The sequence below is a fragment of the Candidatus Vicinibacter proximus genome (assembly GCA_016713905.1).
In the GTDB taxonomy this organism is placed as follows: domain Bacteria; phylum Bacteroidota; class Bacteroidia; order Chitinophagales; family Saprospiraceae; genus Vicinibacter; species Vicinibacter proximus.
In genome coordinates this window covers 249,025-276,023 of sequence record JADJOE010000001.1, presented here as the reverse complement: position 1 = coordinate 276,023, position 26,999 = coordinate 249,025, and the positions used below count along the sequence as shown (strand labels likewise).

Annotated in this window: 25 protein-coding genes and 1 tRNA gene; 17 read left to right on the top strand and 9 right to left on the bottom strand. The window is 33.8% G+C overall.

Annotated features, from left to right (window positions below):
* The 6 genes from IPJ83_01095 to IPJ83_01070 all read left to right on the top strand — a co-directional run bounded on the left by IPJ83_01095 (position 1) and on the right by IPJ83_01070 (position 6,721).
* Positions 1-939 (top strand): bifunctional hydroxymethylpyrimidine kinase/phosphomethylpyrimidine kinase, encoded by a 939-nt coding sequence (locus IPJ83_01095; protein ID MBK7879143.1) that lies wholly within the window; start codon positions 1-3, stop codon positions 937-939.
* A gap of 59 nt (positions 940-998) precedes the next feature.
* Positions 999-1,766 (top strand): exodeoxyribonuclease III, encoded by a 768-nt coding sequence (gene xth / locus IPJ83_01090; GenBank protein MBK7879142.1) that lies wholly within the window; start codon positions 999-1,001, stop codon positions 1,764-1,766.
* Between the two features lie 398 nt (positions 1,767-2,164).
* Positions 2,165-3,271: a hypothetical protein gene (locus IPJ83_01085; protein MBK7879141.1), complete on the top strand. Its 1,107-nt coding sequence runs from the start codon at positions 2,165-2,167 to the stop codon at positions 3,269-3,271.
* A 140-nt stretch (positions 3,272-3,411) separates the two neighbouring features.
* Positions 3,412-3,485, top strand: a tRNA-Met gene (locus IPJ83_01080).
* A 310-nt stretch (positions 3,486-3,795) separates the two neighbouring features.
* Entirely contained in the window at positions 3,796-6,231 is a 2,436-nt protein-coding gene (locus IPJ83_01075) for a S9 family peptidase (protein ID MBK7879140.1), read from the top strand.
* Between the two features lie 85 nt (positions 6,232-6,316).
* Complete coding sequence (locus IPJ83_01070) at positions 6,317-6,721, top strand: hypothetical protein (GenBank protein MBK7879139.1); 405 nt, start codon at positions 6,317-6,319, stop codon at positions 6,719-6,721.
* A 125-nt stretch (positions 6,722-6,846) separates the two neighbouring features.
* On the opposite strand, the gene IPJ83_01065 is transcribed toward IPJ83_01070, so the two are convergent.
* The 8 genes from IPJ83_01065 to IPJ83_01030 form a co-directional block, all read right to left on the bottom strand.
* Positions 6,847-9,780, bottom strand: a complete 2,934-nt coding sequence (locus IPJ83_01065; GenBank protein MBK7879138.1) for a DNA polymerase III subunit alpha — start codon at positions 9,778-9,780, stop codon at positions 6,847-6,849.
* 133 nt (positions 9,781-9,913) lie between these two features.
* Entirely contained in the window at positions 9,914-11,305 is a 1,392-nt protein-coding gene (locus tag IPJ83_01060; GenBank protein ID MBK7879137.1) for a glycosyltransferase family 39 protein, read from the bottom strand.
* Positions 11,306-12,016 carry a glycosyltransferase family 2 protein gene (locus IPJ83_01055; GenBank protein ID MBK7879136.1) on the bottom strand — a complete coding sequence of 237 codons (711 nt, stop codon included), beginning with the start codon at positions 12,014-12,016 and terminating at the stop codon, positions 11,306-11,308. It lies immediately after the preceding gene.
* A 71-nt stretch (positions 12,017-12,087) separates the two neighbouring features.
* A complete protein-coding gene (locus IPJ83_01050) occupies positions 12,088-12,600 on the bottom strand; it encodes a YdeI/OmpD-associated family protein (protein MBK7879135.1) in 513 nt (170 codons plus the stop codon).
* Between the two features lie 143 nt (positions 12,601-12,743).
* Complete coding sequence (locus tag IPJ83_01045; protein ID MBK7879134.1) at positions 12,744-14,165, bottom strand: hypothetical protein; 1,422 nt, start codon at positions 14,163-14,165, stop codon at positions 12,744-12,746.
* Positions 14,162-14,698, bottom strand: coding sequence for an RNA polymerase sigma factor (locus IPJ83_01040; GenBank protein ID MBK7879133.1), 537 nt, complete (start codon positions 14,696-14,698; stop codon positions 14,162-14,164). The genes IPJ83_01045 and IPJ83_01040 overlap by 4 nt, the downstream gene beginning before the upstream one ends.
* A 69-nt stretch (positions 14,699-14,767) precedes the next feature.
* Positions 14,768-15,526, bottom strand: coding sequence for an alpha/beta hydrolase (locus IPJ83_01035; GenBank protein ID MBK7879132.1), 759 nt, complete (start codon positions 15,524-15,526; stop codon positions 14,768-14,770).
* Positions 15,527-15,609: 83 nt separating this feature from the next.
* The gene (locus IPJ83_01030) at positions 15,610-16,659 is read right to left on the bottom strand and encodes a COX15/CtaA family protein (protein MBK7879131.1); all 1,050 of its coding nucleotides are present in this window, start codon (positions 16,657-16,659) and stop codon (positions 15,610-15,612) included.
* A gap of 514 nt (positions 16,660-17,173) precedes the next feature.
* Between IPJ83_01030 and IPJ83_01025 the strand changes: the two genes are divergently transcribed.
* From IPJ83_01025 to IPJ83_00975, 11 genes are all read left to right on the top strand, one after another.
* Positions 17,174-17,626 carry a D-tyrosyl-tRNA(Tyr) deacylase gene (locus IPJ83_01025; GenBank protein MBK7879130.1) on the top strand — a complete coding sequence of 151 codons (453 nt, stop codon included), beginning with the start codon at positions 17,174-17,176 and terminating at the stop codon, positions 17,624-17,626.
* Between the two features lie 65 nt (positions 17,627-17,691).
* Entirely contained in the window at positions 17,692-17,955 is a 264-nt protein-coding gene (locus IPJ83_01020) for a pyrophosphatase (GenBank protein ID MBK7879129.1), read from the top strand.
* Positions 17,956-18,176: 221 nt separating this feature from the next.
* Positions 18,177-18,923 carry an ABC transporter permease gene (locus tag IPJ83_01015; GenBank protein MBK7879128.1) on the top strand — a complete coding sequence of 249 codons (747 nt, stop codon included), beginning with the start codon at positions 18,177-18,179 and terminating at the stop codon, positions 18,921-18,923.
* Between the two features lie 4 nt (positions 18,924-18,927).
* Entirely contained in the window at positions 18,928-20,157 is a 1,230-nt protein-coding gene (locus IPJ83_01010; GenBank protein ID MBK7879127.1) for a SpoIIE family protein phosphatase, read from the top strand.
* A complete protein-coding gene (locus IPJ83_01005; protein ID MBK7879126.1) occupies positions 20,147-20,959 on the top strand; it encodes an NINE protein in 813 nt (270 codons plus the stop codon). Before IPJ83_01010 ends, IPJ83_01005 begins: the two co-directional genes overlap by 11 nt.
* Positions 20,956-21,612: a CBS domain-containing protein gene (locus IPJ83_01000; protein MBK7879125.1), complete on the top strand. Its 657-nt coding sequence runs from the start codon at positions 20,956-20,958 to the stop codon at positions 21,610-21,612. Before IPJ83_01005 ends, IPJ83_01000 begins: the two co-directional genes overlap by 4 nt.
* A gap of 37 nt (positions 21,613-21,649) precedes the next feature.
* On the top strand, positions 21,650-23,017 hold the full coding sequence (locus tag IPJ83_00995) for a hypothetical protein (GenBank protein ID MBK7879124.1): 1,368 nt from the start codon (positions 21,650-21,652) through the stop codon (positions 23,015-23,017).
* 5 nt (positions 23,018-23,022) lie between these two features.
* A complete protein-coding gene (locus IPJ83_00990; protein MBK7879123.1) occupies positions 23,023-23,898 on the top strand; it encodes an NAD kinase in 876 nt (291 codons plus the stop codon).
* A complete protein-coding gene (locus tag IPJ83_00985) occupies positions 23,882-24,655 on the top strand; it encodes a cyclase family protein (protein MBK7879122.1) in 774 nt (257 codons plus the stop codon). The genes IPJ83_00990 and IPJ83_00985 overlap by 17 nt, the downstream gene beginning before the upstream one ends.
* Complete coding sequence (locus IPJ83_00980) at positions 24,648-25,346, top strand: hypothetical protein (GenBank protein MBK7879121.1); 699 nt, start codon at positions 24,648-24,650, stop codon at positions 25,344-25,346. Before IPJ83_00985 ends, IPJ83_00980 begins: the two co-directional genes overlap by 8 nt.
* Positions 25,347-25,447: 101 nt before the next feature.
* Positions 25,448-25,873, top strand: a complete 426-nt coding sequence (locus tag IPJ83_00975) for a DUF2541 family protein (protein MBK7879120.1) — start codon at positions 25,448-25,450, stop codon at positions 25,871-25,873.
* Positions 25,874-25,937: 64 nt separating this feature from the next.
* Here IPJ83_00975 and phaC read toward each other — a convergent pair whose 3' ends face one another.
* A complete protein-coding gene (gene phaC, locus IPJ83_00970; GenBank protein MBK7879119.1) occupies positions 25,938-26,990 on the bottom strand; it encodes a class III poly(R)-hydroxyalkanoic acid synthase subunit PhaC in 1,053 nt (350 codons plus the stop codon).
* Between the last annotated feature and the right edge of the window lie 9 nt (positions 26,991-26,999).

Genomic DNA, 26,999 nt, shown 5'->3' with positions numbered 1-26,999 from the left:
ATGAGTATACTTACTGTTGGAACAATGGCCTTTGACAGCATTGAGACCCCTTATGGCAAGGTTGACCATGTGATCGGAGGAGCTTGTACTTATATCAGCTGGGCTGCCTCATATTGGCATAGCCATATTAATTTAGTCTCTATAATTGGTGATGATTTTCCTGAAGATGAAATTGTAGCCCTGAATAAACGTGGAGTAAAAACCGACGGGTTAGTTCGTGTTCAGGGTAAAAAATCCTTTTATTGGTCTGGTCGATATCATGCTGATATGAATGGGCGAGACACTTTAATAACAGATTTGAATGTTTTAGAAGATTTTAGTCCTAATTTACCTAAGGATTTTCAATCTAGTCAATTTATCATGCTTGGTAACCTAACTCCTTCCATTCAAGCATCGATTCTTGATCAACTTTCTGATCCACCAAAACTTGTAATTCTGGATACAATGAATTTTTGGATGGACGTTGCCATGGATGAATTAAAGCAATTATTATTCAGGGTGGATGTACTTACTGTAAATGATGAAGAGGCTCGTCAGCTTTCAGGAGAAAGATCTCTTGTCAAAGCTGCTGCTGCAATCCATAATATGGGACCCAAATACCTAGTAATTAAAAAGGGGGAACATGGAGCCTTGTTGTTTTATGAAGATCAAATATTTTTTGCTCCTGGATTACCTGTAGCGGATGTGCTGGACCCAACAGGTGCCGGAGATAGCTTTGCTGGAGGTATGATCGGTTATTTGGCACAGACCGATGATATAAGCTTTAGCAATATGAAAACTGCAATTATTTATGGCAGTGTAATGGCCTCTTTTTGTGTAGAAGGTTTTAGCCTTTCTAAGTTGAAGAATCTAACACAAAATGAAATTTATGCAAGAATTCATCAGTTCGAAAATTTAAGCACTTTCGATGTAAAAGAACTAACTGTTTTAAATTCCTGATTTCTCTCAAAGTATTTATACAAAAAAAATTTCAACTATCTTCATGTTTAAATTAATATATGAAAAGGATAGTTAGTTTTAATGTAAACGGGTTAAGGTCTGCGGTACAAAAAGGATTTAATGATTGGTTGAAAAAGAGCAATTTTGATATTGTTTGCCTTCAGGAAACAAAAATGGATATCTCTTACGCTGATCCTGAAATGTATAGTGCCTTGGGTTACACATCATACTGGCATTGTGCGGAGAAAAAGGGTTATAGTGGTGTTCTTATTTTAAGCAGAGAGAAGCCTGATAGTGTACATATTGGTTGTGGAATTGAACCCTATGATAGGGAAGGACGGTTTATTAGATTGGATTTTGGTGATTGGTCCGTGATGAATGCTTATTTTCCTTCTGGATCTTCAAGTGAAGAAAGACACTCTTTCAAGATGAGTTTTTTACAGGATATTTATCCTTGGATCAAAACTTTATTGTACCAAAGAAAAAAACTAATTCTAGTTGGCGATTATAATATTGTTCACAAAGAACTTGATATACACAATCCACAACGTAAGGATAATCCCAGTGGTTACAGACCGGAGGAGCGTGCTTGGTTAGATGCGTGGTATAATGAATTGTTTGATGATAGTTTTCGAGTCGTTTTTCCAGATCTTCAAGCGTTTAGCTGGTGGAGTTATCGCGCTGGATCATATAATAAGAATAAAGGTTGGCGGATCGATTATCAATCTATATCCAAACCTTTTGGAAACTTAGTCAAGGACTATAAGCATCACAGAGAAATCCGTTTCTCTGATCATTGCCCAATTGAAGGCGTTTATGACATTTAAAGCTTCTCGTTCTTACATTTACCATGCGTATATTTTTTTTCCTTTGGCTCTGTTTATTTAATCATACAGAAATCCGTTCCGCGGACTATGTGTATTTCAACGGCGGTGTAAAAAATATCTACAATTCCATTTTAAATATGGAATTTAATGAAGCCAGCCGGCTATTATTGAACGAAGAAAATGACAACAATAACTTCGCGTATCTTTTAATGAAGAATGAGCTTGATTTTTATGAAATTTTTATTAGTGAAGATATTCTGCTATTCGATCAGAGAAAGGTTTCCAAAAATTTACGATTAAAAAAAATAAAAAATTCGTCCCTCCCTGATGAGTGGAAATCCTTTCTTATTGCAGAAATATTATTACAATGGGCTCTGATTGAATTAAAATTGGGCTCTGTGTTTGTTGCTTTTTCTGAAATTCGAAGGGCGATAATTCTTTTAGAAGAAATTAAAACTGCAAAACCTGAGTTTATTTATACTTACAAATCATTAGGTGTGCTTCACTCTTTAATTGGAACCATACCAGAGGGTTTTTCGTGGGTGAAAAGTTTAATTCATTTAGAGGGAACTATTTCTCTTGGTAAAAATGAAACAAAAAAATTTTTTGAATTTGCAAAATTAAGAAAAGACATTTTTTACTTAGAATCTGTTGCTGCAAATGCGTTTATTGTTTCCTTCTTAGAAAACAATCCAGAAGAAGGATTTTTATTCTGGTCAAAAAGTTCTGATGTAACACAAGCCAATCCATTAAATGCTTTGGTTGGAGCAAAGCTTGCAATGAAATCATCAAAAAATGATGAGGCTTTAAAAATTCTTTCTTTTGTTATCGAGACCAAAAAGGAAAAATTGCCGTATTTATTTTTTTTGGATGGATTAACGAAATTACAACAGTTAAATTTAGCCGCTGAAAATGATTTTAAAAAATATTTGAACCATTTTCATGGAAATAGTTATTTAAAAGAAACCTACCAAAAATTAAGTTGGTGTGCTTTATTAAAAAAGGATACAACTTTGTACAAATTTTATTTAAGTAAAATTGGGGAAAACGGAAATAATATAACGGATGAAGATAGGCAAGCACAAAATGACTTTTTAAAAAATGAAATTCCAGATTTTATTTTATTAAAATGCAGACTACTATTTGATGGCGGCTATTCGAATAGATCCTTAAAACTTCTTGAACCTCGGGTAGCAAGTTATTATAAGAACCCTAAATTGAAAACGGAGTGTGCCTATAGAATGGGGCGCATTTTACAATCTCAAAAAGAATTCAAGGGCGCTCTATTATATTTTAACGATGTTGTTCAATCTGATCCTAAATTTAAAACTTTTTATTCTTCCGCTGCTCTTCTCTACTCGGGTCACATCTGGGAGAAACTTGGCGATTATAATAAATCCTGTCAAGCTTACAGAAATACTTTAAAGACAAAACCAGAACAATACTCACGCAGTATTCATCAAAAGGCAAAAACAGGAATTATAAGGTTGGGGTCTTGCATTTAGTTTTTGTCGTTACATGTTTAATTTATCGGACGCATAATTAATTTCACCTATTCTTCCTTGATTCTAATTAAAAAGATTTATTCTTTAACTTCTGTTCTTAATTACCGATTTCCATTTTTGTTTTACCTTTGCGCCTTCTTGGCGTGGTAGCTCAGCTGGTCAGAGCGTGCGATTCATAATCGCAAGGTCGGGAGTTCAAGCCTCCCCCACGCTACTCTTCAAAACTAAAGTTCTAGTGCTACAGACTCTATTTTTACTAGAATTTGCATGTTTTCTGTTCCTCTTTGATAATATTATTTTTTAAGTGTTTTATGTTGTCTTTAGCTATGTGTCTTCTAACTCTTAATAATTTGTATTTGAAAAGCTCAAATTCATATAAGTTACTAAAGTAAGCATTTAAATCATCTAAGGTAAAAGTTGAGTATAGGGTGCTGATTATCAAGTTTTTATAATTGTTCTTGTTGGAAAAGTGCATTTTTGTTGTAATAATTTTAATTAATTTTGCAAAAATTCATGCTCACTCAATGAAAAAAGTAATTCTTTTTATTTCCTTTAGTTTCCTCTGGTTGTGTCTTAACGCCCAATTAGAATATCAGTCTCCTCCGAGCTCCATTCTTAATCTTGCCGAAGCTAAGACCCCTGCTATTACAGCATTAAGTCGTAATAATAAATATCTTGCTTTCATAGAAAGGCCAATTTATAAATCATTGGAAGATTTGGCTGAGCCGGAAATTAAACTAGCCGGTCTTCGATTTAATCCAGAAAATTTTAATTCTTCTCGAAACACATATTTTACTTCTATTACTATTCAGACCCTTAAGAATAATAGTCAAATTAAAATTTATGATCTTCCTTCTCCCCTGAAATTTCAATCTTACTCTTTTAGTCCTCAAGAAAACTACTTTTCTTTCATTCAAGTTCATAAAGATCATTTGAGCCTTTGGGTAATTAACCTAAATACTGGAAAAGCCAAAGAAATTTTAAAACATGGAATTAATGGAATATTAGGGAACTCTTATATCTGGTCTGCGGATGAGCGCTTCATTGTTTGTCGATCAAAAGGGGTTAAAACCCGTTTACCCGATGCTCGCGATTTGCCAAAGGGTCCGGTTATTCAAGAATCAACCGGGGAAAAATTACCTGTCAGGACCTTTCAAGATCTCTTAAAGAATCAACAAGATGAAAACCGTTTCGATTATTATGCAGCATCAACTCTTATAAAAGTTTTTCCTGAAGGAGATCTATCGACACAAGACTTTTTAGGTGTAGCCATTTATAAAGGTTTTGACTTTTCCCCGGATGGAAAATTCTTATTAACAGAGGAACTTTCCAAACCTTACAGTTATAATTTAAGCCTGGGTTTTTTTCCCAGTAAATTCAATATTTATAATAACAATGGAGTCTTTGTAAAAACATTTTACAACCGACCCCTCAATAATTTGAAAACAACCAGTTTTGATGCTGTTGAAGCTGGAAAAAGAAACATAATGTGGCGTGCTGATAAACCGGCCACTCTTTTTTGGTGTGAAGCCACAGATGGTGGCAACCCGACAAAAGAGGTTGAATTTAGAGATCAGTTGTTTTGTTCTGATGCTCCCTTTGATGTGCATAAAAGCATTTGTTTTATTAAAAATCGTTTTGCTAACATAATTTTTGGAAATGAAAATTTAGCCATTGTCGAGGATAGCTGGTGGAAAAACCGAAACACCAGAACTTATATCATTAATCCTTCTAAAAGCCTTGATAGTTTGTTATCCCGAAGCATCAATGTTGTTTTTGATAGATCCAGCGAAGACCTTTATAAAAATCCCGGATCTTTTATTTCTAAATTTGATGAATCTTCCCATCGAGAAACCTTGCTGTTAAGTAAGGATAAGAAAAAAGCATACTTAAATGGTGAGGGTTATTCTCCTGATGGCAATAAACCTTTTATGGATGAAATAGATCTATCCACTTTTGCCAGAACTCGTTTGTGGCAAGCAGATGGGATTTCTACTTATGAAAAGCTTGTAAAAGTTCTGGATATTAACTCTAAAACCATACTTACCAGGATAGAAAGTCCAAGCTCTTTTCCAAATCTTTATATTAGAAAGTTGTCTTCCAATAAAAATCCAGAGGCTGTTACCTTTCGGGAAAACCCCTATAAATCAATAGAAAATATTACAAAAAAGAAGATCAACTATCTTCGAAAAGATGGGGTGTCTTTATCTGCTACGCTTTATCTTCCTGTGGGTTACAACCCTTCTAGAGACGGTAGATTACCACTTCTAATGGAAGCTTATCCGGAAGAATTCAAAGACGACAAAGCCGCTGGTCAGATTAAAGATTCTCCGCATTTTTTTAACAACATCAATTGGGCTTCTCCTTTATTTTGGGTGACTAGAGGTTATGCCGTATTGGAGGATGTTCAATTCCCTATAATCGGTGTAGGAGATAAGGAACCAAATGATACCTATATTGAACAATTGGTTGCTGATGCTGAAGCAGCAATAAAAGCAGTTGATTCTTTAGGTTTTGTAGATCCTAATAGATGTGCCGTCATGGGTCATTCCTATGGAGCTTTTATGACCGCCAACCTCCTTGCTCATTCTGGCTTATTTGCTGCAGGTATTGCCCGGTCTGGAGCCTACAACAGAAGTCTAACTCCTTTTGGTTTTCAATCTGAGGAAAGGTCTTATTGGCAGGCACAAAATGTTTATCAACAGATGTCCCCTTTCAATTATGCGGATCAAATTAAGAGTCCGATTTTACTTATTCATGGAGAGTCTGACAATAATTCTGGAACCTTTACCATTCAAACTGAAAGATTTTTTCAGGCAATTAAAGGCAATGGCGGCAAAGCAAGAATGGTTATTTTGCCTTTTGAAAGTCATGGATATTCTGCTCGGGAAAATATTCTTCACATGCTTTGGGAAATGGATTCCTGGCTTGAAAAATATGTGAAAAATAAAACCAACTAAATTTGGTTTCTCTTAACGCAGTTTTAACACGTTAAAAATAAACCTCTGATTCTTCTCTAAGTCAAAAGACTATAAATCTTTTGCCATGAAATCTTTAAGTTCTTTTCTTTTGGTCCTTTTAAAAAAGAGACAAATATTTGTTTTCGTTTTCTTGTTGTTTGTTTCTCTCTCTTCTTGCTTTCAAAAAGGAGGACAGATTTCCTCTTCTAAAGATGGGTTTAAAGCTAAGAGCCAAGTGGCATTAAAGAAGCTTAAAAAAAATACAGCCCACAATAAAGAAATGTCTCTCAAAAGTAATGACAAAACCATCGTTGTGGCCGAAGCTTCTTTAGCAGCTGATAGCAACAAAAATATTCTTTCCCAAAATACCTCTGATATTGTGATCTCTTTTGATCACGATGTGGTGATTTTGGACAGTACAGAGTTCCTCAAAGTTGCTATTGATGATGAAATTGTTTTGGACAGTACTGGGATGGATGCCTTGAAATAAGCTCTTTTTTTTGTTATTAGTTCTATTTGTAAAATATAGATTTTTTGGATCACCTAATGATGTTTTAGACTTGAGTCGTGGGTGCTTTTCTATAAGAGTTTAAGTGTTGCTTCACCCTTTTACTTTTAGTATCTTTCATCTTTTATCCATCCCAACTTCTTCATTTTGCGAACCTCAAGACTAGGAAAACCGAAATCTTCTACCACAACACCATGAATTTCATAACACCCTTTACCCAAAAACGGGTAGCGTTCCAAAACAGGAGGAAAATGTGTAGTATCAAAAAAATAACCCTCCTCGTCTACCCAAGTTCCAAATGACATTAGTTTTCCATTGGTTGTCGTTACCGGTTTTCTAGTGACATAATAACCAATAAGCAGAATCTCTTCAGAAATTTTATCCTTTAGTCTTTTAGACGTCACATAGTTTTGGGGTTTTTCTAAAATCAAATCGAAAGGGGAACGAAGAGGAAAGCCCAACAACTCAATCTCATCAAATGTTTGATCATAAATACCATCCTCCAACATTGGAAGTGCGTATTTTTCTTCTCTTTCTGAAAATATGGGGGTTGTCGACAAGTGTGCCTGGCGAGGCTGATACATTACATTAGTTTCCCACAACAGGGAACATTTACTTTGGTTTGTGAAGCGAAATCCTCCAATCCGTATTAATAAGTTCAGTTGTTCTCGTGCTATTTTATTCCTTTGAATAAAATTATCCAAAGATCTATACGGTCCTCTTCTTTCGCGTTCTCGTATGATTTGTTGCGCTTGTTCTTTTTCCAAAGATTGGATGTGAATCAAACCAACATAAATTGTCTTCCCTTCAATGTGTGTTAGATACCGACTTTTATTCACGCACGGAGCTTCAATTCTTGCTCCACACATTCTGGCCTCATGTATATAAAGTTCTGTGTTATAAAACCCACCAAAATTGTTTATGACCGCCACCATAAATTCCAAAGGGAAATACGTCTTCAGATATAGGCTCTGAAAAGATTCTACAGCGTATGAAGCAGAGTGCGCTTTACAAAATGAATAGCCGCTAAAACTTTCAATTTGACGCCACACCTCTTTTGACAAATCGTCAGAGTATCCAAGATTTTTACAGTTATGAAAATATTTTTCCATAAGTTTTCTAAAGGTATCCGACGACTTTTTCTTACCGGTCATAATTCGTCGCAACACATCTGATTCGTTTAAGTCCAGTCCGGCAAAATGATGTACGATCTTCATAACATCTTCCTGATACACCATAACACCAAACGTTTCTGATAAATTTTGTTTGAATACTGGGTGCAGATATTTCACTTTGTCTGGATTATGGAAACGTTCGATATACTCCCTCATCATGCCACTCTTCGCAACTCCTGGTCTGATAATTGAGCTCGCTGCTACAAGATGTACGTAATCCTCACATTTCAACTTACTAAGTAATCCTCTCATGGCAGGGGACTCTATATAAAAGCACCCTATGCATTGTGCTGACTTCAACTGAGCCCTAACAAGATCATCCTTTTTTATTTTTTCTACCTGGTGAATATTGATTTCCTTTTCTTGATTTTCTCGGACAAGGTCTATCGCATCCTTTATATGACCCAACCCCCGCTGGCTAAGAATATCATATTTGTGAAATCGGAGGTCTTCTGCTCCATACATGTCAAAATGTGTTGTTGGAAAACCTTTTGGCATTTGTAATAATGCGGTATGATAATATAATGGCCGCTCAGAAATTATAATTCCCCCTGCGTGAATGGATAAATAATTTGGAAAGCCCTCAATTTTTTTGCCATAATGGAATATATATTTGGCGTATGGATGGTGTTTTTGTGATGCAAGGGGTTCGTCAACAATTACATCAATTTCCTTTTTGGGAAGACCGAATACTTTGCCCAATTCTCTAATGATAGATTTTCCCTTAAAAGTGTTGTATGTCGCCAACAAAGCTGTATGCTCAATCCCATATCTGTTAAAAATATATTCGGTAACGTCGTCTCTGTCGCTCCACGAAAAATCTATATCAAAGTCTGGGGGAGAGCTTCTATGTGGATTAATGAATCTTTCAAAGTACAAATCAAGTTCCAAAGGATCTACATCCGTAATGTAAAGACAAAAGGCAACAATACTATTTGCACCACTTCCCCTACCAACATGGTAATAACCCACACTTTGTGCATAGCGAATAATATCCCATGTAATCAGAAAATAAGCAGAAAACCCTAATCGGTGAATTACCTGAAGCTCCTTTTTGACTCTTTCGGCTGCTTCCTGGTGTTGGTCTCCGTATCTCCGTCTACAACCCTGGATAGCGAGTTTGCTAAGCAGCCGATAATCTCCATTTGTGTCTCCTGTAAAGGTTTTTCGGTTATTCTCCTCTTTCGCGGGCATTTCTGTTATACACGAATCTAATATCTTTTGTGTATTCATAAGTACCTCCGGATATAGTTCAAATTTGCTTAAAATCTCTCTGAATGTGTAAAACATTTCGTCCTTTGGCGCAAACTGACCCGGTTCAAGTTTTCCAAGGTGGATGTTGTGATTAATACATCTAAGAAGTTTGTGTACTTTCCACCCCTCCTCATTTAAAAATGTAACCGGAGCAAAAACAACTGACTTAGACAAATTTCCAGATCTTTCTTTGATGGGATTAAGCTCTGATGGCTTAATTCCTATGAATTCATTTTCTCTCAATTGATCGATTTGTTCCTCGGGAATATCCCTGTATACCACAAAGCAGTTTTCCCAAAGTGGGGGATATTTAGGAAAGGGTTCTTTGGAGATAGAATGCTTTGTTAAAAACTGGTTCAACTCTTTTATCCCCTCTTCGTTTTTTGCTATACCCAGATATAAGAATTTATCCCCCTCCCTGAATTCAATGCCAAAAATAGCTTTAACTCCATGGTTTCTGCACGCAACATCAAATTGGTAATAACACGAAGTGTTGTTGATGTCCGACAGTACCATTGTCTTTATTCCTCGTCTAATAGCTTCAGTGACAAGTTCTTCCGGAGAAAGGGTTCCATAACGTAGGGAAAAATAACTATGACAATTTAAAAACATGCCGACATATTCGACAAATATAGTCGAATTTTGTTTCTTTTTGTGTGGTTAAAGGCAAAAATATAAACAGAGAGACTTCTCCGGAGCCGGATTATATTAAAGGTAGAAAAACTAAACCTTGTTATAAAAAAAACTACCTGACTATATCCCCTCGTTTTGCGGCTTCATAGTCCGGCGTTTTCAAAAGCTTTTCATAGTTCTCTGGAAAACGTCTTTTTAGAAAAACTTCCCAATAGGCCTCCTTGGTCATTGAATCCCAATGAATTTGACCCTCCAACTTTTGTCGTGTCTGAAAGAGATTAATAAAAACAACACACGACAATAGAATTGCAAAAGAAAGCCTAAACATTAAGTGACGAGAAAAACAATATTCAATAACCACTGCAAGCGGGAGCGCAAATAAACCATAGAAATCAATCAGAACTCGACAACCAAACGTTCCTCCAAACCACCAACACCACCAACAAGCATTAACCCAGATCATAATTAGAAGTAATATTAAAATTTGGGGTAGAATTTGATTTAAGTTCCTCTTCTGAATAATAAAGCCAAACAGCATAACAGCCATCATTGGAGTGTAAAGTAGCCACCCCTTTCTGTATGAAAATAAAAACTCTGCCACCATTGGTCGGCTCCAAAAAAATTGTTCTCCAACATATGAGTTAAAGACCCAATTCCCTGTGAAAACCCTCCAATACAACAACTGAGGTAAAATGACAAAAAAGACACATAACCCTGCGATTAAAAGGTGTTTGTAATGCGTTTTAACCAATGCCCATTGTTTGTGTACAAAGTTCTTTTGGTCAATATGAAACAACAAAGGTATTATGACGACAATTAAATTTAGCGGCCTAATTAAAATTATGAAGCCTAAAAGCAAACCTAGAAAATATAAAATTTTGGCTTGGGGCGTTTCATACCACCTCAAAGAATACCAAAGAAACATTAAAATAAGGGTAAATTCATAGCAGTGACTAATTGGATTAGTAAAAGAAGTATAATAAAAAATATTTGTGCCAAAGGCAACGCAGATCATGGTTAGCTGCACCGTTTTGGCTTGAAAAAATGTAGAAAGTAGGCGAAAAAGGTACAAAAAGCCAAGAAAGCAAAACAACACATTGTTGAAGGCAATTGCTACCTGGTATGGTGTTGAAAAGCCATCTTGGGTGTGACCAAAAAGTTTAGCATAAGTATGCCCCAAAAAGAAGGCCGGTACATTTAGTATTGCCCAACCCATCGTTGTTTTTATTATCTCATTCCCATTTTCTAAGCGGGTTGGCCAATACAGATTAATAAAATTCGAATCTACTACAGGTTTTTTAAGAAACCCCAAACTCAAATCACCATGAATAAAGGTTGCTGGTAGATAAGCATAATATGAAATTACATCCCAATATATTGTTTTCTGTTCTAGTGAATCTCCTTTCCATGGTTGCCTGATAAAAACACCAGCTATAAAGAAAAGCAAGATGACCCATAACGAACCATATTTACTAAGCTTTTCTTTAACGCCAAATCTCCCCACTTATGCTTTGATTTTATATTTGAATAGTGTCCACACTATTTTTATCCCATCTGTCCACTGTAGTTTCTTTCCTGTTTTTCTAGGTTGATATCTGATTGGGACTTCCTTGATTGTATATTTCTTTTTTAGGATTTTTGCTGTAATTTCTGCTTCCCATTCAAAACCATTGTGTTGAGCTCCTATGAGGATTGGTATCAAATCCTTATGAAAAATTTTATAACCCGTTGGTTGATCTGTGAGTTTTGTTCCAAAAAGTAGAGAAGTAATTAAACTAACGAAGCGCCCACCGAAATAAAAAGCGCTTTCTCCCATTTTGTTTCCTCCTAAGATTCTGGAACCATAAACAACCTTTTGCTCAATATTCTCAAAAAACGGCTTAAGTAATGTTGGATAATCTTCGGGAAACAACTCCAGGTCAGCATCTTGGCAAATAAGTATGTCTCCTGTGGCTATAGAGTATCCTGTTTTCATTGCGCTTCCCTTTCCACCATTACTCTTTCGTCTATAAATAAAAGTCACATCCGGTTTGTTCTTGTACCGCTCTATAGTTCGCATTGCGTTTTGTTCTGTTTTATCTTCGGAACCATCGTTTACTATAATTATTTCTTTTTGTAGTGGGATTTCAACGGCTAAAACCCTTTCAATGACGGCTTCAATTGTTGATTCCTCATTGAAGGCCGGAATAATAATGCTTACCTTAGTGTAAACCATTTTTCTTTTCTATCGACGCGAAGATAGGTTAATGATAGAATATTGTGGGTTTGTTTGGGTTGTTTTACTCTCTATAATTTGTCCTTTTTTCTGTTTCTAATCATTTCGGCATAACCCATTTTTTTGGTAAGTGCTGTTGTGGCTTCAGCAATTCGGTTTGCCTTGGTTTCAGATGTTCTTGCTGTCTGAATCCATTTAGAAAAATATTTTTGATGTGACTCAGGTAGATTTTTAAAGAAAGTATATGCCTCTTTTTCTGCACTTAAACAATCTACGAAATCATCGTCTATGCTATATTGACTCACATCTAATGAAAGCTTAACTAGTACTTTGTCGCCCGCTTTCTTTTTTAATAGTTTTCTTAAAGTCAAATTCAGAGGTAAAATAAATTGACCGTTACCAATGGGTAGAATGCTTGCTCCTTGGATAGAGACTTTGTCTAAAAGTCCTTTAACTCTATATGAAATTTTTTTATTGGGGTTGAGCTGTTCCGTTAAATAGGCGTCCAGTAGAATATAAGTCCATCCTGTTTTTTCGCCATTTCGCCCATACTTTTCTATTTGTGTTTCGAAAAATATTGCCATCACGAAAGCTTTAGCCTAAGTTTAAATGTTCCACGTGGAACTAACCAAATTTGGTTTGAAAAAGATCCACTTTGTTCCACGTGGAACAAAATTGACACTAGGAAGAAAAATATCTGGCGTATATTCTTCCTTCGCCAAATATATTAATAAACCAATTGATACCTTAGGCCAGCTATTAACCCAAATTGCATGTACTTCTGGCTTATTGGATATTTGCTGTCTGTTAAAGATCCAAGATAGTATCTCATAGATGGCTCGGCCAATAACATAAAACCCTTTCGAATTTTATAATTAAGACCAAAAGAAGCAAGTAGACTTATTCCTGCATTGTCCTTAAAGATTTTCTGATTTCCCTCAACTGAAGAGCTCAGGTTAAGTTTTGAGGTTAAATCAGGTCCATACACAAATCCTTCTCTTTTGGTCATCAAATTTATTCCAAGACCACCGCTTACAGTAAAGACAAAATCAACAAGATCTATTTCATATCCCACTGAAATAGGAATATCAAAAAATTTATACCTATTATATATGTTATCAACAATTGCCACCTCTTCCTGAACTGTATCAATAGGATTTCCTTGTGCATCCTTCTTTATCAAGGTGATAAGCTGTGTACCTTTTACAAAATTAAATCTCTCTTTTATTTCAGAATAATTAAAACCAGTTCTTACAGAAAAGCCATTTGCTGAAACCATAGAAATTCTGGAACCAGCTGAAAACGCCTTGATAAAGGTTTCATCCATCTGTCGCTTATTCGCATAAGCTACCGATTGTACATTTTTTGCCTCTATTGTTCTCCTGGAAATTTCCGGGGAATAATAAACATCCAAATATAGCCGTCTTCTTTCTAAGCTCTTGTCCCGAGTAAAACAACCATCATCTTTAAATTTCTTTTGCTTAGGCCACCAATTAATACTATTATATTCAATCAAATATTTATCGTTGCTAGGAATAAGATTAAATTCTATATCTCTACCCTCTAAATTATCCAAGTTTTTCTTACCATCCTCAGTTCTATTTTCCAATTCATTTCTAGCTTGAAAACCCACATTGACCAAAGCATCATTAGATATTGGCTCTGAAAAATCATTAATAATGGAGGAGCCGTCTTTTTGCTTTGATGTTTCGTTATTGTGTGTTACATTATTTGGATTTTCAGAGTTGTCAATTGCTTTATGATAAGTTTTATTATCTGAAACCACTTCATTTACATTAGAAATTCTGGAATCAGAATTTTCAACACTTTGGTTATTTTGTATAGAATGAACACTGTTATCAGCCACAATTCCGGAAGTTACCCTATTTCCATTCTTTGCGTCTTCATTTAGGTTACTTGAATTATTGTTGAAATAACGATAGGAAGCTAACAAACTAAAGCTTATCAGACTTAATACCAAGACACTTTTTAACATCCATGGAAAACTAAGTACTCGTCTGGAACTTTTATCCTCATTAAGAGCAGACTCAATACCTTTCCAAAGATGATCTTGGTTGCCCAAATCAACATCTTTCAATTTCTTTCTAAAAAATCTATCTGTAAAGTGGTCAGAATTTCTAAAACTCATATTGTGACTTTTTGACTATTCAATAATTTTTCTTGTAACACTTTTCTAGCTTTAACAAGTTGAGAACGAGATGTACTTTCTTCGATTAAGAGCATTTCGGAAATTTCTTTATGGCTATATCCTTCAATCGCGTATAAGTTAAAAACCATACGGTAACCATCAGGTAATTCTTCCACCATTTCAATTAGCTCCGCATACATTAAATTGTTTACAGCTTCCTCAGCTTCAAACATTTCAGGCATATCGTCCGAACTTAAAAATTCATTTTGGTTACTTTTCTTGTGATATTTCTTAATTGCATTGTTGATCATTATTCTCCTAACCCATTGTTCAAAAGGTCCTTCAGATTTATACTGATTTAAATTTTGAAAAACCTTTACGAACCCATCTTGAAGTAAATCTTCTGCTTCCATCCTATGTCTGGAATATCTCATACAAACCGCCATCATCTTTCCAGAAAAACGATCAAACAATGCCTTTTGAAATTTTCTATCACCCAATAGGCAGCCCTGTATGATAAGTTCTACATCCATAATAAACCAGGCCCTAAAGAATATGACCCCTCAAAACAAAAATCCGCTGCTCTTCAAATACAATTTCTATTATACTTTCATCAGAAATTTTTCAAAAATTAAGTTAAACTCTTCCGGTTTTTCCATCATTGGGGCATGCCCACATTTTTCCAATATAAATAACTGCGCATCAGGAAGGAGTTCTTTAAATTTTTCACCTACAAAGGGTGGCGTTACAATGTCATTTTCTCCCCATATTAGAAGGGCTGGTTTCTTAATTAGATGCAACTTATCTCCTAGATTATGTCTTATAGCTGATTTTGCTGTAGCTATTACCCTAATTGCCTTTCCTCTATCATTTACAATTCCATAAACTTCATCAACCAGTTCTTTAGTTGCTACCTTGGGATCATAAAAAGTGGCTTCTGTTTTAGTTTTTATAAAATCATAATCACCTCTTTTTGGAAATGTATTACCCATTCCACTTTCATACAAGCCTGAGCTTCCAGTTAATGTTATCGAGGCAATTCTATCTAAATCCTCTAAAGCATAAAGCAATCCAACATGACCTCCTAAGGAATTACCTAATAGGTTTATTTGTTTAAGATCTTTATGACGTACAAAATCATAAACATAATTAACTAAACCGCTTAGAGATACTTGAAGTATGGGTAATTCATATATCGGCAAAATAGGAACAATAACCCTATATCTATTGCCAAAATAATCAATTATACCTTTAAAATTACTTAGTGCACCAAATAGCCCATGCAAAAGCAAGATCACTTCTCCTTCCTTATTTGATTCTATGTACTTAAATCTACCTTCCTGGATAATTTCCAATGTCATGATAATAAAATATTAATGTCAAAAATAAAAAATACTATTAAACAGTTTGCTGTTTTATTCAAAATGATTCCTTCAATCTCCCATTATGCTAAATAACGTTTGTTATACAAACAGAATACACTTAAACCAAAACAAACAATTCCTAGCATTTGATGGGATACTGCAAATTCTATTGGTAAACTACCTATTGAATAAATCAATGTTAAAACTCCAAGTACACCTTGCATGGTAGTAACAACAAACAGAACCATAATTTTACTATCTATAACGCCGTACTTTACCTTTTGCAAAACCAGAAGACTAAATATTATAAATAAAATTATATAAGCCAAAGATCTGTGTAAAAATTGCACAATAAATGCACTTCCATGATTTGATTCATAATCATTAAACATAAATGAAATGTAATCTTTAATAGCAAGTACTTCACTTGGGATCATACTACCATTTATATCTGGCCAAGTGGGAGCAACCAGAGCAGCCTTCATTCCACTCATTAACCCACCTAAAAATACTTGGAGAAAGAAAAATACAGGTAATGATAAATAAAACCAATAATTATTTCGATTGTCAAATTTATCATCCATTCCGTAAACAGCTTTCAATGTCGTCCAAAGTAAATATCCAATAAGCAAAAGAGCAGCACACAAGTGAAATGATAATTTATAAGCATTTACCCACGGTCTGTTAATTAATCCACTTGCCACCATTATCCACCCAAGAGAAGCCACAAATGCAGCTAATAATAAAACAATCAATAGATCTTTAATTAACCACGAGTCTAACAATTTCCTTCGCCAAAAAAGTAAAAAAGGAACTATGAATACAAATCCCATCAGTCGCGCCCAAAGTCTATGAAGATATTCCCACCAAAAAATATATTTAAAATCTTCTATTGTAATACCTTGATTAATCTTTTGATATTGTGGGGTTTTCTTATAAAGTTCAAAAACTTCAAGCCAAGCATTTTCGGTAAAAGGAATAACAACCCCAGTTACAATATCCCATTTTGTAATGCTTAAACCTGAACCGGTTAATCTTGTTACGCCACCCAAAAAGACCTGAATGAAAACCATCAACAGTCCAAAGAATAACCAAATCCTAACAGCCTTACTTTGTACTTTTCCAAACATGGTTCAAAATTGAAATAAAACAAGCACATTTTATTAGTTTTTTTTAATCTTCATAATCTTAATTATTTTAAATGAATTAAAAAAAAAAGACAATACAATGATTAATGTTAATATGTGCAAAAAATTCAATTTTTCAGTTTTAAACAAAAAAATACACAATAATTTCAATCTTAATATTATTGTAAATCAGGTACATAGATTTATTAAATTATATTGTTAAAAAAAATAAATGTTAAAAACTTTGGGTAAAAAAATGTTAAAAAATTATGATTTCTCCTAAGCACATTTACTGATCAATGTCTTAAATATTTTACTTTTTTATATATAATTGAAATTAATTTATCCTTGTATAAACCGTGTTAAAGATTTGTGAGTAAATGTGGATATTTTAATTTTTCCACCATTGATTAAGAATAAAGTAGACATTAATTAAAAACACTATGTTTAAATTTTTAAAAATCTAAACTTAAGATTAAGAATAGAAGACAATATAAGTCAAGAACTATTTTAAAATATGAGGATAATAATTCAAAGAGTTTCAGAGGCTATACTTAGCGTGGATAGTAAAATGCACACCAAAATAGGAAATGGCTTATGTGTGTTAATTGGAATCGGAATAAGTGATGATGAAACAGATGTCAATTGGCTTATTTCCAAATTGCTTCAATTGCGAATTTTTTCAGACCGCGAGAACAAAATGAATTTGAATATTGAAGAAATTGAAGGAGAAATATTACTCATAAGCCAGTTTACATTATTTGCAAGCACCAAAAAGGGGAACAGGCCAGGATTTAGTTTGGCTGCAAAGCCTGAAATAGGAGAAAAATTATATAATTACTTTTGTAATCAAGCAAAAGATAAACTGCCAGGTAAAATAAGAACCGGTATATTTGGAGCAACTATGCAAATAAGACTAACGAATGAAGGACCAGTAACTATTATTATGGATTCTAAAAATCGAGAATAGTGAAGAAATATCAAGATATAGTAAATACATGGATAAAGACCTATGGTAAAGGTTATTTTAAAGAAATGACAAATCTTGCACTTTTGATGGAAGAAGTTGGAGAGCTTGCAAGATATATGGCAAGAGTTTATGGAGAACAGTCATTTAAAAATTCTGAAGAAAAAGATAATCCTTCGGAGAAAATAGAAGATGAGTTAACGGACATATTTTTTGTATGCTTTTGTCTTGCAAATCAGATGAATATTGATCTTGATAAAGCATTCCATAATAATATTATAAAAAAAACAGAAAGAGATAGAACAAGACACCTAAATAACAAAAAACTATGAAGAATAAGTATTCTTTAAAGTCTTCTAATGTTCTATATTACTTTGCAACAATTTACTTATGCATTGCTATAATTTGTGGCTTCTTAGGATATTTAATTTGTACGGATTACACCGAAAATAACAATACTCAGATACCTGAAATAGCTTTGAAAAATCCCGGCTTTGTGGCATGGTTTTTACCCAAAGGCAATAGTGAAAAACGAAACATAATCAAAAAATGGATGCATGGTGACAATTCTTTTGTAAAACCAACACTTGCGAAAAAGGGGGATGAAAATACTGTTAGTAGAACATTTGTATTAGGTACAGATAAGTATGGTAGGGATATTTACAGTAGAATTATCATTGGACTCAGATATACCTTATTAATAGGATTTGCCTCCGTTTTTTTGTCCGCTATAATAGGTACGCTTTTGGGAGCCATTTCAGGTTACTTTGGTGGTATTTGTGATTTTGTAATATCTTTTATAATAAGCATATTTTGGTCTCTACCTACAGTCTTACTTGCATTTATAATTTTATTGGTATTTGGTAAAAATTTTTGGTCAATTTTTATTGCAATTGGACTTACTATGTGGGGAGATTTAGCCAGACTAGTAAGAGGACAAGTTATGGCATTTAAGCAAACAAATTTTGTACTTGCAGGAAAAGCCCTTGGATTCACCAACATCAGAATACTTGTCAATCATATTTTTCCAAACATTACTGGTCCGATTTGGATACAACTATCTGCCAATTTTGCTTTGGCAATATTATTAGAGTCTGGGTTATCTTTTTTAGGTCTAGGTCTGCAACCACCAATTCCAACTTTGGGAAATATAATGCAGGAACAATATTCTCTGATTTTTAGTGGAAAGATAATACAAGCATTAATTCCTGCTATTGTTGTAATTTTGTTAATTCTATCTTTTCAATTAGTAACCAATCATTTAAGAGACAAGTTTGACGTTAAAATAGCTGTTAAATAAGGGAATGAACAGAGAGCAAGGCATATTAACCAAAATGCAAAATGAGTTGAGCCTTAAACAACTTCAAATTACCTCTTTGCTTAATATAACCCAGGCTATCAATGAGAATTTACCACAGGAAGATCTTTTTAATATGTATAAAAATTTCTTAACCTGGGAACTAAGTATTGAAAAAATAGCTCTTTTTATCAGAGAAAATAATTCATGGAATTTATGTGTGGAGTTTAATATTAATCCTGATGTAAAAATTGATGAACTCCCTAATTTGTTTTTGCAATTTACCAGACTACACACTATAAAACCTCAAGATGATCCAAGACTTCAAGAATTTGAATTTATCATTCCTGTTTATCATAAAAAGCAGCCAATTGCATATTCACTAATAAGTGGCGTAAAGAGAAGTGAAGATGTGTTCAATAACATTCAGTTTATTACATCAATAACTAATATTATAGCAGTAGCCATAGAAAATAAAATTCTTGTAAGAGGACAAATCGTTCAAGAAAAGGAAATGGAGTTTGCCAATGAGGTGACGCAAATGTTGATACCAGCAAAAATGCCAAGTGGGACACAATATCAATTGGCCAATGTTTACCGACCGCATTATAAAGTAGGAGGAGATTATATTGATTTTATAAAATTTTCCGAAAACAAAATTCTTTTTTGTATCGCAGATGTTTCAGGAAAGGGGATGGCTGCAGCTATGATAATGGCTAATTTTCAAGCTTTGGTACAAAATCTTGGACAGCAATATAGAGATCTTGAGACATTGGTAATAGCATTGAATCAAACCGTTTCTAGGATGACAAAGGGTGAAAAATATCTCACCTTTTTTATCGCCATTGCAGATATCAAACAAAATATGCTTTATTATGTCAATGCCGGTCACATTCCTCCATTGTTGATAAAAGGAAAAGAAACCACGGAGTTAAAAGCCACCACAACAATAATTGGACATTTTGAAAATCTTCCAGAAATTAATGAAGGAATCGTACGATTGGATGAAGATGTAACACTCATAGCTTTTACAGATGGATTGGTCGATATAAAGAACAGGTCTGGCAAAAATTATAATACAGAAATGCTTAAAAGGCATATCTTGGAAAACAAAATGTTAAATGCCGAGCAGACAGCAGGAAGTGTGATGGATGAGGTGTTAAAATTTAGAGAGGATCAGGAGGTTCCTGATGATATAGCAATTTTAGTTTTTAAATTCTATAAGGATGAAAAATAAATGGGTTGCGGTTTTATTAGCAATTATGGCTGGAGGGTTTGGAGTGCACAGATTTTATCTAAGGCAACCAGAATTGGGATTATTATACATAGGTATTTATTTCTGGATGAGCTTTTTCAAGATATTGAATTTTCCTCTATCTACATTAATAGGATGGTATGATGCATACAGGTTACTGATGATGGACCAAAATGAGTTTGATCGTAGATACAATAGTCACAATTTCAGGGACAGATATGGGAATAGAAGGGATCAAACAAAGGAACAAAGTTCTCGTCAAGGAAGATATATTTTGTTAGATGAAGATGAGAATACTACACAAAAAAGCAGAAGAGGATATTTTGATTTATATAAAAGTAAAAAGAAAAGTGAATCTCACAAGCAGAGTGGTATAAAAAAATTTAAAAACTATGACTTGAAGGGCGCTATTGAAGAATTTAAGTTAGCCTTAGACCTTAATTCCAGCGATACATCAACGCATTTTAATATAGCATGTGCCTATTCACTAAGCGAAAAAGCAAAGGAAGCTTTTAAACATTTGGATGAGGCGACTTCTTTGGGGTTTAGTGATTTCGATAAAATTATGACCCATGAATCTTTATCTTTCATCAGAGTTATGCCAGAATTTGAAGCATTTCGAACCAATCAATTCAGACTAAGTCCGGAAATTTTGGAAAGTCTGAACAAAACCGAGCAGGAACAAGTTTTAGAACTAAGTCGAAGTAAAGAGCAGGTTGTGGTTGAAAACAAGGGTGGTTATGGAAGTTACTTTGAGAAAAGAATAAATGATCCTTTTAAATGATCAATAATAATTTAATTTCTAGTCAAATAATTCCGCTAAAACTAGGCGGTGCAAAAAACACAGCACTACAGTATATGCAGGAAAACCAAATTAGTCATATACCTGTCGTCTCGCAGGGAAAATATATTGGACTCATCAATGCAAATTTATTACATGAAAATAAACCCGAACTAGAAATAACAGAAAGAAATATATTTTCAATTGCAGCAGCTAAACCAGAAGATCAATTTATTCGATTATGGTCAATGATGTTGAAAAACGAAATAAGTTGTTTGCCAATTGTAAATTTAGATAATTCGTATATTGGTTGTGTTACAAAGCCAGACTTGATTCGATATTTCTGTCAAAACTTTTCTACGCAGGAACCAGGAAGTGTTCTTGTGTTATCCATAAGAAGACTGGATTATTCATTGGTCCTGTTGTCACAAATTGTGGAAGAGCATAATGGAATAATTTTGAGTAGTTTTATCACAGAACCCTCTGATGAAAATGAAATACTTGTCACCTTGAGAATCAATAAAGAAGATCCACAGGCGATCATAAACCATTTTTACAGACATGAAATTGAAATAAAAAGTGTCTTTTCGGATGGAGTTTATGTAGATCTATTTAAAGATAGGTATGATGAATTTATGCACTTTCTAAATGTATAGGCATTTAATAATTTTTTTATTATTAATTAGCCCCACCATGGTTTATCCTCAAATAAACCAGATTTCAAGTTGTGACACTTTGGTTATAGATACAATTACATTCACAGGTTTAGAAAAAACAAAGACCTGGGTTTTAATATTGGAAACAAGGATTTTGAAAGGTGAGACAATATTATTAAATAATTTAGATCAAAAAGTTAGAGAGATTGAAACGGATTTAATTAGAACAAATTTGTTTTCTACAGTAGATGTGAAATATGTGGTTGAATTAACTGGTCATTGCAATATTAGTTTTCAAATATTTGTTAGAGAAAATTGGTTGGTTTTTCCTGCAATAATTTTTGAATTGGCAGATAGAAATTTTAATGTCTGGTGGAATACATTTGACCATTCTTTGAAAAGAACAAACATCGGTTTAAAACTTTATCACTATAATTTAACAGGACGAAAAGATAAATTAAAAGTATTGTATCACACAGGATATACTGATAAACATGAATTAAGTTATGAATATCCATATGTCAGTAAAAGATATAATATTGGACTTAAAATGGGAGGTTTATATCAAACTTTTCATGAGGTGAATTATGTGACAAGAAAAAACGAAGCAATATTTTATAAAAATGAAAAAGAAATATTGTTGTATAGATCAGAGGCGTATACAGAGTTTTTATGGAGACCCAACAGGCTGTTTACTTATAGGGTTATTTTGGGTTTTAATAAGAATGTAATTCATTCGTCAATCGGATTTTTAAATCCAGACTATTTGTTGTCTGGAAATACAACGCAGGAATTTTTCAAAATTAATTTGGAAGGACAATATTCATCAATAGATAACGTCAGTCGACCCAATGCCGGAATGAGATTATTTTGTGGTTTAATTAAGACAGGGATTGGTTTCAGAAATGAACAAAATTTGTTCACCATCTCAGAAGCAGCATTGGTTGCAAAAAGACTAAATAGGAAGACCAGATCAGTTTTATTTTTGACAGCAGGTCACGGTATCACACGAAAGAAACCTGCGTTTAACTTATATAGATCTTTAGGATATCAAAATCAGATAGAAGGATATGAATACTATGTAATTGATGGTTTGGATTATTTTTATAGTACATATGGAGTGTACCTGGAGTTGATTAGATTTAAAAAAGGAATATTTAAACCTCTGCGTTCAGAACCAAAGATAAAACTTGATGCAATAGTTGATATAAAAGCAAACTTTAATGTCGGGTATATTAGGGATCCATTTTATAGTGAATATAATCCACTTTCTAATAAGTATCTTTACAGTATCACAACAGGAATAGATATTTTATTGAATAACACTTTAAAGATTCAACTAAATTATTCTGTTAATCATTTAAAAGAAATGGGTATTTTTATCCACACAAAATCAGCCTTTTGACAAAAATTTTAATATTCGGACAGAAGATAAAAGTAGAAGATCTTACCCATTTACTTGGTCTATTAGTTCAACTGAATGAAAACAAAACAGCTTTTTGGATATATCAGGAGTATTTAGAGGAATTACCCAAGGAATTACAGGATAGATATAAAGATAGGACCTGGTCTACTTATACGGATATTCTGAATATTAAGCCGGCGTGTTTATTGAGTTTGGGTGGAGATGGAACAATTTTACAGGCAGTGACTCTGGTAAGAGACAGTAAAGTTCCGATCTTAGGTATAAATATGGGAAGGCTAGGATTCTTAGCAAGTATTGAAAAAAAATTAATTCCGGATGCTGTATATCAACTGGTTACTGGAAGTTATGAGATTGAGGAAAGAAGCCTATTAAAGTTAGACAGCAATGAAAACCTTTTTGGAGAAATTCCGATCGCATTGAATGATTTTACCATCCTAAAAAGGGACAATTCTTCAATGATTACTATTCATACCTATATTAATGGTGATTTTCTTAACTCTTATTGGGCGGATGGACTAATTGTAGCATCTCCTACAGGTTCTACAGGGTATTCTCTTTCTTGTGGAGGACCAATAATTTTTCCAGATTCTTCAAGTCTGGTAATTACTCCGGTTGCGCCTCATAACCTTAATGTGAGACCAATTGTGATACCAGACCATTCGGTATTATCCTTTGAGGTTGAAGGCCGATCAGAAAACTTTTTGTGTACACTAGACTCACGTAAAGAAATAATTCATTCCGGACACCAGTTGGCAATTCGAAAATGCGAGTATAATGTTCGCCTAATACAATTGCAGCCAGTTAGTTTTCTAAAAACCATTCATACAAAATTGAACTGGGGCCTTGACCAAAGAAATTAAAATGATAAAAGAGATTAGCAAAATATCCATAGAAGGGGGTATAAAAATTGACCTTGACCAAGGGGTGGATATTTCTATTTCCTTTAAAGAAGGTGTTGAACAGGTGAACTGCTTTTATGCTCCATTTTTTGAAAGCAATCCAGTAAAAATGGGATCATTTGTTGGATCAGTAAAGGAGGGTGGGCCTGTAAATTTTAGCAATGTAAAACTAAATGTTCACGGAAATGGTACGCATACGGAATGTGTAGGACATATCACAAAAGATTTCATTTCTGTCAATGAAATTTTAAAAAAGTATATTTTTAAAAACCACTTATGTTCTGTTTACCCAACAAAACGGGATGATGGGGATTTAGTCATTGAAAGATTTACTCTAGAACAATTATTAGGAGATGTTGTTTCGGAGACATTAACAATCAGGACATTACCAAATACAGAATTTAAAAAAACAAAGCACTATTCAGGAACAAACCCAGTTTACCTCTCTGTAGATGCTATGGAATATATAGTTCAAAAGGGTATAAAACATTTATTCGTTGATTTTCCCTCCGTTGATAGAGAAGAGGATGGTGGAAGTTTATTGTCTCATAGAACTTTTTGGAAAGGGGAAAGAGCAAATTCATGCACCATTACAGAATTGGTCTATATTCCAAATGAATTTCCTGATGGAGAAAATATATTATTTTTACATATGGCTCCTTTATCATTAGATGCGGTGCCATCAAGACCTATATTATATCCAATTACAAATGACTAGTCTACCAAAAGATAAGGTTCCACATTCGCGGATATTTGAAAGATTCAGGAATATTCCTGTAAAGTCATATTATGATCATGTTTCTTTCTTTGCACGTTATTCTAAGGAAATAGATCAATTACCTTTTGAAGAATCTGTGGAAATAAAAATGGTATATCTAAAAGCTTTATTTTTCCTTGAAAGAACAAAGTACTTTCAAAATCTGGCAGACAATCTTGTACAAGAAATATTAAACCAAGAAACTTTTGAAGAAAACCATAAAAGAATTTATTCCGAAATACTTGAATTGAAAGCGCAGCTATTCATTAGCCAAAGAGAAACAGAAAAGGCCATGAATTTGTATTCTGAACTTAACAGGATGAATTCCGAAAATGTGAATATAAGGGAAAAACTTTTTTCATTAATATTGTCGAAGAATCTTTCAAAATTGAAAAAGCCTATCGCATTGGTAATACTTTTATTAATCATTACAATTTCTTTGGCAATTTGTTCTTCTCTTTTTATTAAGCCCATTTATCCCAATTCCTCTTTGATACTTGAATGGATTTATACATCAGCTTTTTTAGTTGCTGTTTTGACATTATTTGGAACCTATATAATTGCTCTTATAAGAAGCAAAGAATCGCTTAAATCAATTAACCAATTAAAAAAAGGGAAAAAAATATTCTCTTATAAAACATATCCGGAGTAGTAGATTGGGAGCTAAATATTCATAAAAGAGGTCAAACTCTAATTTCTCCAGTTTAATTTTTTAAACCTTTCATAAAAGTAGGAGTCAAAAGAGAAAAAAATATGCAAAAACAAATTCAAATTTACTTGGTGCTCTTAGGTGTTTTCCTAGGATCAAAATCATTGGGAGCCTTTCCAGAAAAGAATGTAAGTGTTGTTATGCAGCCTAAATGGGAACTTTTAGGGACTAAAGCAGCAAAATTTAATCTTGACAGAGATGAAATTTTGGTAGGAGGAAATGATGGATTATTCAAGTCTATACAGATTAGGGTAAAAAGATCCGGAATAAATATGCACAGGTGTGTGGTGGTCTATGGTGATGGGACGGAACAGGCTATTGAACTTAAAGAAGAATTTAAGGCAGGGTCTGAAAGTAGGGTAATTGATCTTGAAGGTAATAAAAGGGTCATCAAGAAGATAGTCTTGTGGTATGACACTAAGAATTATCGAAACAAACAGGCAATAGTTGAAGTTTGGGGCAGGCATTAAGCTCTATTTAAAAAGCCGCTTAAAAGGAATTTTAAGCGGCTTTTTACAATTAAAAAAATATTTATTAAGAACGTTCAATCACCCATTTAGCTACGCTAGGCGCAAGTTCCTTTTGAGATTTAGCACCAACGAACACGCCGATATGTCCACCTGGGAAAGCATAAAGTTGCTTGTCATTACTACCAATTTTATCCATTACAGAAATAGTAGATTCGTTTGGAATAATATTATCTTCCGTTGCATATACATTTAAAAACGGAACCGTCATGTTTTTTAAGTCTACAATCTTACCATCCAACTCAAATTGACCATTTACGAGTTTGTTATCTCTGAAAAGATCTTTAATATATTTTCTGTACATTTCTCCACTTAAATCAGGACAGTCATTTTTCCATTTTTCCATTCTTAAAAAATTCATCAACTTTTCCCGATCATCCATCATTTCAAGCACGCCAAAAAACTTTGCAATATCCATACTTGGTTTCAGCATACTGAAGGCATTGTTAAGCATATCAGCACTAATTATTCCCTGGGTATTGACCATAGTGTCTACATCCACATATTTTGTCCATTTAAACAACATATTACAATTAGCGTTCTTAAAATCATAAGGGGCTACGTAAGTTGTTAGTGATTTGAGTTTTTCTGGGAAAATTGACGCATAAATCATACTGAATAACCCACCTTGGCAAATTCCCATTTTATGGATTTTGTCAATTTTATGGGATTTTCTAATAAAATCAATAGCATCGTCCATATATCCGAGAATATAATCCTCCATTGAAAGGAAACGATCTGCCTTACTAGGATAACCCCAATCCATGATATATATGTCAAGCCCCTCATCCAACAATTTCTTCATTAGGCTTCGGTCGGGTTGAAGGTCAAGAACATCATGTCTGTTCATGATGGCAAAAGAAACTAAAACGGGGATTTTACATTTGGCCGGAGTTTCTCTGATATAATGAAACATTTGAACTTTATCACAAGACCAAACTAGCTCTTTAGGTGTTGTAGCTACTTCAACACTTTCTATTGATTTAAGCGTATTGTATCCTTTTTTTAATTTTTCACCAATTTCAATAAACTCTCCAAAAACGGAATTAGTATTTATCATATATTTTGT

Excerpts from the sequence above, each read along its gene's own strand:
- IPJ83_00995 (MBK7879124.1), top strand. The coding sequence starts at position 21,650 with ATGGTTTATCCTCAAATAAACCAGATTTCAAGTTGTGACACTTTGGTT.
- IPJ83_01045 (MBK7879134.1), bottom strand. The coding sequence starts at position 14,165 with ATGAGTTTTAGAAATTCTGACCACTTTACAGATAGATTTTTTAGAAAG.
- IPJ83_01095 (MBK7879143.1), top strand. The coding sequence starts at position 1 with ATGAGTATACTTACTGTTGGAACAATGGCCTTTGACAGCATTGAGACC.
- IPJ83_01015 (MBK7879128.1), top strand. The coding sequence starts at position 18,177 with ATGCATGGTGACAATTCTTTTGTAAAACCAACACTTGCGAAAAAGGGG.
- IPJ83_01030 (MBK7879131.1), bottom strand. The coding sequence starts at position 16,659 with ATGTTTGGAAAAGTACAAAGTAAGGCTGTTAGGATTTGGTTATTCTTT.
- phaC (MBK7879119.1), bottom strand. The coding sequence starts at position 26,990 with ATGATAAATACTAATTCCGTTTTTGGAGAGTTTATTGAAATTGGTGAA.
- IPJ83_01035 (MBK7879132.1), bottom strand. The coding sequence starts at position 15,526 with ATGACATTGGAAATTATCCAGGAAGGTAGATTTAAGTACATAGAATCA.
- IPJ83_01040 (MBK7879133.1), bottom strand. The coding sequence starts at position 14,698 with ATGGATGTAGAACTTATCATACAGGGCTGCCTATTGGGTGATAGAAAA.
- IPJ83_01050 (MBK7879135.1), bottom strand. The coding sequence starts at position 12,600 with ATGGCAATATTTTTCGAAACACAAATAGAAAAGTATGGGCGAAATGGC.
- IPJ83_01005 (MBK7879126.1), top strand. The coding sequence starts at position 20,147 with ATGAAAAATAAATGGGTTGCGGTTTTATTAGCAATTATGGCTGGAGGG.
- IPJ83_01055 (MBK7879136.1), bottom strand. The coding sequence starts at position 12,016 with ATGGTTTACACTAAGGTAAGCATTATTATTCCGGCCTTCAATGAGGAA.
- IPJ83_01075 (MBK7879140.1), top strand. The coding sequence starts at position 3,796 with ATGAAAAAAGTAATTCTTTTTATTTCCTTTAGTTTCCTCTGGTTGTGT.
- IPJ83_01070 (MBK7879139.1), top strand. The coding sequence starts at position 6,317 with ATGAAATCTTTAAGTTCTTTTCTTTTGGTCCTTTTAAAAAAGAGACAA.
- IPJ83_00975 (MBK7879120.1), top strand. The coding sequence starts at position 25,448 with ATGCAAAAACAAATTCAAATTTACTTGGTGCTCTTAGGTGTTTTCCTA.
- IPJ83_00980 (MBK7879121.1), top strand. The coding sequence starts at position 24,648 with ATGACTAGTCTACCAAAAGATAAGGTTCCACATTCGCGGATATTTGAA.
- xth (MBK7879142.1), top strand. The coding sequence starts at position 999 with ATGAAAAGGATAGTTAGTTTTAATGTAAACGGGTTAAGGTCTGCGGTA.
- IPJ83_01020 (MBK7879129.1), top strand. The coding sequence starts at position 17,692 with ATGACAAATCTTGCACTTTTGATGGAAGAAGTTGGAGAGCTTGCAAGA.
- IPJ83_01065 (MBK7879138.1), bottom strand. The coding sequence starts at position 9,780 with ATGTTTTTAAATTGTCATAGTTATTTTTCCCTACGTTATGGAACCCTT.
- IPJ83_01010 (MBK7879127.1), top strand. The coding sequence starts at position 18,928 with ATGAACAGAGAGCAAGGCATATTAACCAAAATGCAAAATGAGTTGAGC.
- IPJ83_01000 (MBK7879125.1), top strand. The coding sequence starts at position 20,956 with ATGATCAATAATAATTTAATTTCTAGTCAAATAATTCCGCTAAAACTA.
- IPJ83_01025 (MBK7879130.1), top strand. The coding sequence starts at position 17,174 with ATGAGGATAATAATTCAAAGAGTTTCAGAGGCTATACTTAGCGTGGAT.